This is a genomic window from Candidatus Protofrankia californiensis (assembly GCF_900634765.1).
In the GTDB taxonomy this organism is placed as follows: Bacteria; Actinomycetota; Actinomycetes; order Frankiales; family Frankiaceae; genus Protofrankia; species Protofrankia californiensis.
Genome location: NZ_CAAAFT010000059.1, coordinates 3,602 through 14,140, shown reverse-complemented (window position 1 = coordinate 14,140; position 10,539 = coordinate 3,602). Strand labels below are relative to the sequence as shown.

Genomic DNA, 10,539 nt, shown 5'->3' with positions numbered 1-10,539 from the left:
ACGCCGCGGACCTGCACGACGTGCCGGGGCCTGGGCGTGGTGTCGCGGTCGCAGGGGGGCTTTGCCTTGTCCGAGCCCTGTCGGGACTGTCTCGGCAAGGGGACAGTGATCGACTCTCCCTGCCCGGACTGCCTGGGCACCGGCCGTCGCGAGCGGGAGCAGCGGATCCGCATCCCACCAGGGGTCGCGGACGGTCAGCGGCTGCGGGTTCGGGGACGCGGATCGCCGGGTGAGCGTGGTGGTCAGGCGGGCGATCTGGAAGTCACCGTTCACGTGCTGGCCCATCCGGTCTTCGACCGCGAGGGACAGAACCTGACGATCACGTTGCCGGTGACCTTCGTCGAGGCCGCCCTGGGCGCCTCGGTGAAGGTTCCGACGCTCGACGGCACCCCGCTGACGGTGAAGATTCCTTCCGGCACGTCGAGTGGACGGCGCCTGCGGGTACGTGAACGTGGAGTGCCGCGGGGCAGCGGGGGTCACGGTGACCTCATCGTGACCGTTGACGTCACGGTGCCAAAACCCTCGGATCTTTCCCCGAAGGCGCGTACAGCACTCCAGGAGTTCGCTCATGCCCATCCCGAAGATCCGCGCACCACGCTGATGGAACAGATGGAGGGCTGATGGAACAGATGGAGGGCTGGTCATGAAATCACGACCGAGCCGCACAGCCGACCCCCCGCCGGGGGGTCCGCCGGGGACACCGGCAGCGCCGCGCCCCGGTCCCGCTCATGATGACGACACACCTGTATACGTGATCTCCATTGCCGCGCAGCTCGCCGGTATGCATCCCCAGACGCTGCGGGCCTATGACCGCCTCGGCCTGGTCACTCCCGGTCGCACGTCCGGACGTGGCCGGCGATACTCCGTGCGGGATGTCGCACTGCTGCGCGAAGTACAGCGACTGTCCCAGGAGGAGGGGGTCAACCTCCAGGGAATCCGTCGGATCCTGGAACTGGGTAGCCAGGTGATGGTGTTGCAGGCACAGGTCCGTCAGTTGACCGAGGAACTGGCGACAGCTCGCGCCGAAGCCGAGCGCAGAGTCGCCGAGGCGCACAAGAGCCACCGGCGCGACCTTGTGCCCGTCGACCGCAGCGCGATAGTGGTCTGGCGGCCCGGCCCTCGCCGGTAGGTCGATTCGGCAACTATAGGTACAACTATAATAACTATAGGCAATAGTCCTCTGAAGGGCCCGTCATCGACAATCCGCGGCGAGGCCACCAAGAGGTGATCGTGGGGCGGATGGCCCAAAGCCGGGGCGGGCGGCGCAGCACGGGCCACCTGCCCCACAATCGACAGCCTTGCCACCGCCAAGACTCGGGCATCAGCAATGCTCAGGGACCAGCAATGCTCAGGGACACTGCGTCGCGAAGCCTCGCATCACCGAAACTTAAGCGGGAACGACTCAACTATGCTGAGCGTTAAAAGAGATGGTACGACCAAAACGATCATCTTAGGATTCCGATGAACGCTGACCGCCTCACCGCTCGCTCGCAGGAAGCTCTGTCCTCCGCCGTCAGCCGCGCCACCGGTGACGGCTCACCGCTCGTCGACCCGCTGCACCTGCTGGTCGCCGTCCTGAGCCAGACCGGCGGGGTCGCGGTCGACCTGCTCAGGGCCGTCGGCGTACCCCTCGCCCAGGTACGCGCCCGCGCCGAAGCAGCGGTCAGCCGACTGCCGCACGCAACCGGTGCCAGCGTCGGCCCACCGCAGTTGTCCCGGCAGCTCATCACCGTCCTCGACAATGCCGAACGCCAGGCGAACCGGCTCGGCGACGAGTACACCTCGGTCGAGCACCTGCTGGTCGCACTCGCGGAGGAGGGCGGTGAGGCATCTCGGGTGCTCACCGAGTTCGGCGCGAACTCCGAAGCCCTGCGCGGCGCGTTCGACACCGTCCGCGGCGGCGTTCACCGGGTGACCAGCCGCGACCCCGAGGGCTCCTACCGCGCGCTGGACAAATACTCCCTGGACCTGACCGAACAGGCCCGCGCCGGCAAGCTCGACCCGGTCATCGGACGCGACGCCGAGATCCGCCGCGTCGTGCAGGTCCTGTCCCGGCGGACGAAGAACAACCCGGTCCTTATCGGCGAACCCGGTGTCGGCAAGACCGCGATCGTCGAAGGGCTCGCGTTGCGGGTCGTCGCCGGTGATGTGCCGGAGTCCCTGCGCGGCCGGCGCATCGTCTCGCTCGACCTCGGTTCGATGGTGGCCGGGTCGAAGCTGCGGGGCGAGTTCGAGGAGCGGTTGCAGGCCGTCCTCAACGAGATCCGTTCCGCCGAGGGACGGCTCATCACCTTCATCGACGAGTTGCACACGGTCGTCGGCGCGGGTGCCGCCGAAGGCGCCATGGACGCCGGCAACATGCTCAAGCCCATGCTCGCCCGCGGTGAGCTGCGCATGATCGGCGCCACCACCTTGAACGAGTACCGCACCCGCATCGAGAAGGACCCGGCTCTCGAACGCCGCTTCCAGCCGGTGCTGGTCGGCGAGCCGTCGACCGAGGACACCATCGGCATCCTGCGCGGGCTCAAGGAACGATACGAGGTGCATCACGGCGTCCGGATCACCGACGCCGCCCTCGTCGCCGCCGCCACCCTGTCCGACCGGTACGTCAGTGGGCGGTTCCTGCCAGACAAGGCCATCGACCTGGTGGACGAGGCCGCGTCCAGACTCCGGATGGAGATCGACAGCCGGCCGGTGGCGATCGACGAGCTGGAGCGCGCCGTCCGGCGCATCGAGATCGAGGACATGGCGCTGTCCAAGGAGAGCGACAGCGCGTCCAAGGAGCGCCGCGAGCGCCTACGGCGCGAGCTCACCGACAAGCGGGAGGAACTGTCCAGCCTGACCGCCCGCTGGCAGCGCGAGAAGAGCTCCATCGTCGAGGTGCAGAAGGTCAAGGAGGAGCTGGAGAACGCCAGGCGTGCTCTCGACCTCGCCGAACGGGATCTCGATCTGGCCAAAGCCGGTGAGCTGCGCTACGGCACGATCCCGACGTTGGAGAAGCGGCTTGCCGCGGCAACCGATGCGCTACCCGGCGCGGACGAGCCCGGCAGCGCCATGCTCAAGGAGGAGGTCGGCCCCGACGACGTCGCCGAGGTCGTCGCATCCTGGACGGGCATCCCCGCCGGCCGGCTCCTGGAAGGCGAAACCACCAAGCTGCTGCGCATGGAGGAGGAACTGCACGCCCGCGTCATCGGTCAGCACGCCGCCGTGCGGGCCGTTTCCGACGCCGTACGCCGCGCCCGCGCGGGCATCTCCGATCCCGACCGGCCGACCGGGTCGTTCCTGTTCCTGGGCCCGACCGGCGTCGGCAAGACAGAGCTGGCCAAGGCGCTGGCGGGCTTCCTGTTCGACGACAAACGCGCGGTGGTCCGCATCGACATGAGCGAATACGCCGAGAAGCATTCGGTGGCCCGGCTCATCGGCGCCCCGCCCGGCTACGTCGGATTCGAGTCCGGCGGGCAGCTCACCGAAGCGATCCGCCGCCGCCCCTACAGCGTGATCCTGCTGGACGAGGTGGAGAAGGCACATCCCGATGTCTTCGACATCCTTCTCCAGGTGCTGGACGACGGACGCCTCACCGACGGGCAGGGCCGCACGGTGGACTTCCGCAGCACGATCGTGGTGCTGACGTCCAACCTCGGATCCCAGTTCATCGCGGACCCGACCCTGCCCCCGCAGGTACAGCGCGACTCGGTGATGGTCGCCGTGCGGGAGGCGTTCAAACCCGAGTTCCTCAACCGGCTCGACGACATCCTGATCTTTGATCAGCTCGACAAGGACGACCTGGCCCGCATCGTCGATCTCCAGCTCGACCTGCTGCGCGCCCGGCTGACCGACCGACGGATCACCCTGACGGTCACCGACACCGCACGCTCCTGGCTTGCCGATGCCGGCTACGACCCGGTTTTCGGAGCGCGCCCGCTGCGCCGGCTCGTGCAGACCTCGATCGGCGACCCCCTCGCTCGGGAACTCCTGGCCGGCACCATCCGGGACGGCGACGACGCCGTCGTGGACGTCGCCCCGAACCGCCGCGGGTTGCTGGTCCAACCGACCAGCCGGACCGTGAATCCCTGACCGCTCCTGACCGACAGGCGTGGGTGGAAAATTTCACCACAGCGGCTGAAATCACCTACGCCCGCTATAAAGTATCCTGCTCGTGACCCTGATCCCGCCGGGGGCGGCGCGTATGGCGGCTCCAACTCATACCGGTAGTCCGGCCTGGGGTTGTGTGGTGTGTTCCGCGGAACACACCACACAGGCTGCGTCCGAGGGAAACCCGACGCCTCTGATCGCCTGCTGAACCCGTGAACCGCCCTACGGACTGGGACGTCCTCGATCTGGACGGCGACCCGACCCCGGGTGATCCGTTTGCGGTGCGGGCGCTGGCCCGGCGGTATCTGGAGTTCGCCGCCGATGTCGAGCACGCCAGCGGACAGATCACCGCATTGGCCACCGGCGGGGTGGTGCATGCCTGGATCGGCCAGGCCGGCGACGCCTACCGCGACGAACTGGACGAGTTCCCCAACCAGTTACACAAGCTCGAGACCTCCCACCGGATGGCCGGCCAGGCGCTGAAGGCCTATGAACCGATCCTGGCGGCGGCGCAGACACAGGCCGACCGCGCACTTGTACACGGGCGGGACGCACGGGCCCGGCGCGATCAGGCGCAGATGCTGACAGGCCCGGCACAGACCGCCCTGACCTCGGCGTCGTCGACCGTCACCGCTCTGACCCCAGCGTTTCACATCGCCAGCACCGATGTTCCCCCACCTGATCCGGCACAGGTGGCGCAGGCAATCCGCAATCGGGACGCGGCCCAGACCCGGTTCGGCCAGGCACGCAACTCCGTGCAGGCCGCCCAGGACGATCTCGATGCCGCTCGCCGCCTCGCCCACGCCGCCCGGCAGTTGCGGGAGGACGCGGCGAAGACCTGCACCGCCGCCATCCGGGACGCCTCCCATGCCGGCATCCGGAACAAACCCTGGTGGTCCTGGGAAAAGGTCAAACAGGCCGCGGGGACGGTATGGACGGCCGCCGTCCAGGTCTCGAAGATCACCGTTGCCGTTCTCGGCGTGGTCGCCCTCGTCATCGGCGGACCAGCCGCCTGGATCGTGTTCGCCGCCGCACTCGTCGTCCTCGCCGACACCCTGGTCCGATACGGAAACGGCCACGCGTCCCGGTGGGACGTCGGATTCGCCTTACTCGACACCGTCCCCGGCGGCAAAGGCATTACCACTACCGCCGGGCTCGCCCGCGGCCTGACCCGCACCGGAAAGGTCCTGCGCGGTGGACGTACCCTCGCCCACACCACCCTGACCGCCGCCCGCACCCACCTCGCAGGCATGGCCACGAACCTCCGCGGCGCCCGCGCCTACACCACCACCCTCGCCAAGAACCTGCTCCCCCAACCTGCGCTTGCCGGCATCGGCGACGTCGAACGCCTGGGCGGCGCCCCCGCCGCCGGCCGTAGCGTCATGGCCGAAGCCCGCGGGAGCTTCAACCCAGGAGGACGAGGCCCTAAACCACGGGGCATCAAGCCTTCCAACGCAGCTCTTCAACGTAGGCCAGAGAGTAGCTATACGCCCGATGATCTGACGCGAATCACCGATCACCTCGGACGTCCTGATCTCGATCACTCGCCCGCGAACGATGCCATGATCGAAAGAATCCACCAGAGTATGACGGATGGGCGTCCGCTCTCCGAGGGTGAACTCAACTTCATGCAGCACGAGCTCACCGAGGCTGAGCTGATGGATGGCGGCATGTCCTACGAGGACGCACACGAGCTGGCACTGCAGACGCACCCACTGATGAAAAACTACACCCCCGAAGTGATCGACCAGTTCCCGGAGATGTTCAACAACAACTGGCGGCGCGCCTGGGGAATGGAGCCAAGATGATCATTACAGAAGGCGGCCGTCGTGCCGCGATCCGGACCGATGAGGCGTCTGCTGCCTATGACAGCGCCTATGCCACACGCTGCGAGCGTCCTGCCTCGGCTGAAACCGGCCGAGCGATACGGGCCGTCGTCGAACTCAGTCGAGCGTTCGGCGGTATGACGATGCGCGCCTTGCTCGGAGCCCAATTCATGCCAGATCCGCAGAGCCTGGTGACAGCGTTCGAAGTCCCGTTCGGTGAACCGCTCGGGTTCGGCTTGGTTGCCGACTGCGGCAGCGAGCTCGGCCGCCCGCTGGTGGCCGGACTGCCCAGGGACTTCGCCGATGCCACACTCGCCGGGCTGGCCGGGGATGCACAGGCCGATCCGTTGCCTGCCGGGTTGTTGCGAGTCGATCGTGCGGGCTTCGACGAGACGGGGTCCTCCGAGGCGGCGTTCAAGCTCGCGGGGGACTTATTGCGGCATGTGCTGCATGCTCTGCTGCATGACGAGGAGCCGCTTGCGGTGGCTCAGACCGTCGTAAGCGCGTGGTGACTCCGGGGCCAGAGGAAGGCAAGTGACAAGCGGCGGCGGGAGCCGGTGAGGAGTAGAAGCCCACGTTCCATACAGCAAGTGGCCGAACCGGAGGTCTTGGAATGCCCCCTGACGAACAGACGGCAAAGTATCCATTTATGCGCAGCAACTACATAGAATGCTTGCGCCATCTCGCCGATACTACGTGGCAGAAACGGATGTGGGTCGAACTTGAAGGGAAAGACGATGGCTACCAGGAGGATCTCGATCTGATTCTCACTTTTCTCTACGATGACAGCCAGGTGCTGCACAGCCCCCAAGCCGCACTCGGATACGTGTTGTCCAGTCCATCCGAGGTCCAGACGGCGCAATCCCTTGATACAGCTCTGCGCCGTATCATCGATGCTGGAACCACCTCCTCCGATGCCGAAGTGATTGCAATGCCCATCTGGCGTGATGTGGTGGAAGCCGCAAAGAACGTTCTCGATGTGATGAGGGACGAAGGATAGAGATTCATTGTCATGGAGAGATCAGCAGGAGTCTTGATGGCTTTCTATACAGCGCTCGAAAAACAGCACGAAGACAGCGACAGCGTTACCTACAAGTTCGGCCCCGGCGACGGCCGATGGGGACTGATCAAGTTTGACAAGCAGGCCAGGGACTACCATGAAATAGTAAAAGATTCCGGGGTCCACGCACGAGAACCATCTGGAGCACGCGATTATAAAGCTCATACGTGTCGCCAGAGCGGGCAAGGGATTCCCTGACACGCTGGAATATGCAGCCTGAAATCGAGTTCGAGGGGCGATGATAGAAACTCCTGACGAGTTCGTCAGACTCCGCCGAAGCGAGGACCGAGAAGAGTACTCCCGGGCAGCCGAGGAGGAAGCGCCCATGCCAGTCTGGCTTGAGATTGTCAAAAATCACCCTGACATGCGCTTCTGGGTTGCCCACAACAAGAAAGTCCCCATGGAGGTTCTCCGCATTCTTGCCCGGGACGAGGACGACCGGGTACGAGGTATGGTCGCCCGCAAACGCAAGATTTCTGACGATATCCTGGAGATCCTTGCCGTGGACCCGGAGGAATCGGTGAGAAATGCGGTGGCATTGAACCCTCGGACCCCACGAGCACTTCTTGAGATTCTTACGAAAGACCCATGGCAGGTCGTGCGAGAAAACGCCCGAAGAAGAATCGGCGAGGCCCCTACTGGTAGATAAAACTGCCAGGGAGACAGGCTCCGGACTCGGGGATGCACTACTGTCTGGGCGTGGGGGGACTGGTGGTTGCCGACGAGGTGCGGGCGGCTCTGGATGCGGGACGGCCCGTGGTGGCCCTGGAGTCGACGCTGATCGCGCATGGCCTGCCGCGTCCCCGCAATCTGGAAGTGGCGGCCGAGCTGGAAACCCTGCTCCGTGACCGTGGCGTGGCACCGGCGACCATTGCGGTGATCGACGGCATACCCACCGTCGGCCTGGACGCCATCGTGCTCACCAGAATCGCGGACTCCCCGGACGTGGCGAAACTGTCGGTGCGGGATCTGCCGGTCGCCTCCGCTCTACGCCGCACCGGCGCAACCACGGTCGCGTCCACGTCCCTGCTCGCCGCCCGCGCCGGCATCCGCGTGTTCGCCACCGGTGGGCTCGGTGGCGTACACCGCGGCTGGGCCGACAGCGCCGACGAATCCGCTGACCTTGTCACGCTTGCCAGCACGCCGATAACTGTGATCTGCGCCGGGGTGAAGTCGATCCTGGACGTCGGCGCGACCCTCGAACGGCTGGAAACTCTCGGCGTGACGCTGCTCGGCTGGCGGACGAACACCTTCCCGGGCTTCTACCTGTCCCGGACGGAGTTCACCGTCGACTGGCGGGTGGAAGCCGCCGCCGACGTCGCGGCCGTCATGGCGGACGCACAGGCGCTGGGTCTGCGCGCGGCCGTGGTCGTCGCCAACCCGGTACCCGAGGCCGAGCAGCTCGACCAGGACCTGCACGACCGGGTCCTCACCGAGGCGTTGGCGGAAGCGGCCCGCCGGGGGCTGCGGGGGAAGGCCGTCACCCCCTTCCTGCTGGCGACGTTCCACCGCGAAACGGCCGGCGCCAGCCTCGAGACCAACATCGCGGTCGTCCGCAACAACGTCATCGTCGCCGCCGACATCGCCACCGCCTGGTCCGCCCGCCTGACCGGCCCGGACCAGGCGTAAGAGCGACCGGAGTATGGCTGCCCTCCGCCGCGGAGCCCAGGGGAGGTCATAGAGCTGCGCAGCATCGAGGCCGGCGAGATCACCTTCCGCGAGCCCGCCGGCGACACGGTCGAATGAGGCTCCGACGGCGGAGGGTCACGGTGACGCTTGCCAACTGCATCCCGTCGAACCCGGGGTTGGCACCGGCGAGCGTCCAGGCTTCCATATCGCTTCCGTATCAAGCGGTTTACCTGCGACGATCGATTGTCGGGGTCGGTGGGGAGGGGGCGTCCGGTGGACAAGGTCTGGAAGGCTGCGGCGTGGCCGGCGGGACCGCGGCTCAAATGGGTGCTTCTCCTTGTATGGATCATTGTTGCGGCCGTCGCCAGCCCGCTCGCGATCAAGCTGTCCGAAGCGCAGAAGAACGATGCCTCGTCCTTTCTGCCCTCACAGGCCGAATCCACCCGGCTGTTCGAGGCCCAGAAGCTTCTGCCGGGCGGGGACGCCGTACCGGCGATCATCGCCTTCGTGCGTGACCCCGAGCTGACACCTGCTGACCGGACGGTGGTTGAGGCGCTCGGCCACCGGCTCGAGGGATTCTCCGAGCGTCCGGTCGGCATGCCCATCCCCTCCCCGAAGGGGAACACCCTGCTCCTGGCCGTCAGCCTCGCCCAGAACGCTGACATCGTGGAGTTCACCAACAAGGTCAAGGAAATTCGGCGGATCGTCCGGGACGCGGCACCACCGGGGCTCCAGACGTCGATCACCGGACCGGCCGGCCTGCTGACCGACACCTTTGACGTGTTCAGCGGGGTGGAGACCACGCTGCTGTTCGTCACCGCGGGAGTTGTCGCGATCATCCTGTTGATCGTCTACCGGAGCCCCCTGCTGTGGCTGGTCCCGCTCCTGGCGGTCGCCATCGCCGACCAGACCGCCACCGGTCTGGTCTATCTCGCGGCCGAGTACGGGGGGCTGACCGTCAACGGGCAGAGCGCGGGCATCCTGCGGGTGCTCGTGTTCGGCGCCGGCACCGACTACGCACTGCTTCTCATCGCCCGCTACCGCGAGGAGCTGACCCGTCATACCGACACGCACGCCGCGATGCGGGTCGCGATCCGCCGGGCCGGCCCCGCGATCGTCGCCTCAGCCGCCACGGTCATCATCAGCATGCTCTGCCTGCTTCTGGGCGAGCTCAACTCCAACCGCGGCCTCGGCCCAGTCGGCGCGATCGGTATCGCCGCGGCACTGGTGACCATGATGACGCTGCTGCCGGCAGCGTTGGTCGTGTGCGGGCGGGGATTGTTCTGGCCGTTCATCCCCCGCTACGGCATGGACGCCCACGAGGAGTCCGGACTCTGGTCGCGTATCGGCACGATAATCGCCGCGCGGCCACGCACGATCTGGGTTGCCGCCACCCTGGTGTTGACCGGGCTCGCGTTCGCGACCATGCACCTGAACACCGGCCTGCGCCAGGACCAGGGGTTCACCAAGCCCGTGGATTCGGTCATCGGGCAGGAACTCGTGCAACGCAGTTTTCCGGCCGGCACCACCTCACCCGCATACGTCATCGCGAACGCCGCCGCGGCGGACGAGGTGCATTCGACCATCACGAGGAATCCCGGAGTCGCGACCGTCGTGGAAAGCGGTCGCGGCGCGGGTCTGGTTCAGTTCCTCGTCATTCTCTCGCAGCCCCCGGATACGAAGGCGTCCTTCGACACGATCAGGCAGCTTCGAGAAGCCGTCCACGCGATACCGGCGGCGGACGCGCTAGTCGGCGGGAACACCGCGGTGAACCTGGACCTGCGTAACGCCTCCGTGCGCGACCGGAAGGCTGTCATTCCGGTGGTGCTGGTGGTCGTGGTCGTGATTCTCGGGCTGCTCCTGCGGTCGGTGGTGACCCCGCTGCTCCTGATCGCGACAGTGGTGGTGTCGTTCCTCGCCGCGCTCGGCGCG

At 66.6% G+C, this 10,539-nt stretch carries 9 protein-coding genes; all 9 read left to right on the top strand.

Features of this window, described 5'->3' with window-relative positions:
- Nucleotides 1–621: DnaJ C-terminal domain-containing protein (locus DD1DGNOD_RS28720; RefSeq protein WP_283234649.1), on the top strand; the 621-nt coding region annotated here is incomplete at its 5' end.
- Between the two features lie 22 nt (nt 622–643).
- Nucleotides 644–1,129 carry a heat shock protein transcriptional repressor HspR gene (locus DD1DGNOD_RS03315; protein ID WP_131769416.1) on the top strand — a complete coding sequence of 162 codons (486 nt, stop codon included), beginning with the start codon at nt 644–646 and terminating at the stop codon, nt 1,127–1,129.
- Nucleotides 1,130–1,461: 332 nt separating this feature from the next.
- Nucleotides 1,462–4,074 carry an ATP-dependent chaperone ClpB gene (gene clpB, locus DD1DGNOD_RS03310; protein ID WP_131769415.1) on the top strand — a complete coding sequence of 871 codons (2,613 nt, stop codon included), beginning with the start codon at nt 1,462–1,464 and terminating at the stop codon, nt 4,072–4,074.
- Between the two features lie 230 nt (nt 4,075–4,304).
- The gene (locus tag DD1DGNOD_RS03305) at nt 4,305–5,900 is read left to right on the top strand and encodes a hypothetical protein (protein ID WP_131765160.1); all 1,596 of its coding nucleotides are present in this window, start codon (nt 4,305–4,307) and stop codon (nt 5,898–5,900) included.
- Complete coding sequence (locus DD1DGNOD_RS03300; protein WP_131765159.1) at nt 5,897–6,430, top strand: hypothetical protein; 534 nt, start codon at nt 5,897–5,899, stop codon at nt 6,428–6,430. The genes DD1DGNOD_RS03305 and DD1DGNOD_RS03300 overlap by 4 nt, the downstream gene beginning before the upstream one ends.
- Nucleotides 6,431–6,567: 137 nt before the next feature.
- The gene (locus DD1DGNOD_RS03295; protein ID WP_131769414.1) at nt 6,568–6,918 is read left to right on the top strand and encodes an SCO4402 family protein; all 351 of its coding nucleotides are present in this window, start codon (nt 6,568–6,570) and stop codon (nt 6,916–6,918) included.
- Nucleotides 6,919–7,216: 298 nt separating this feature from the next.
- A complete protein-coding gene (locus DD1DGNOD_RS03290; protein ID WP_131765157.1) occupies nt 7,217–7,627 on the top strand; it encodes a HEAT repeat domain-containing protein in 411 nt (136 codons plus the stop codon).
- Between the two features lie 32 nt (nt 7,628–7,659).
- Nucleotides 7,660–8,607, top strand: coding sequence for a pseudouridine-5'-phosphate glycosidase (locus tag DD1DGNOD_RS03285; RefSeq protein WP_131769413.1), 948 nt, complete (start codon nt 7,660–7,662; stop codon nt 8,605–8,607).
- Nucleotides 8,608–8,880: 273 nt separating this feature from the next.
- Nucleotides 8,881–10,539: MMPL family transporter (locus DD1DGNOD_RS03280; RefSeq protein WP_131769417.1), on the top strand; the 1,659-nt coding region annotated here is incomplete at its 3' end.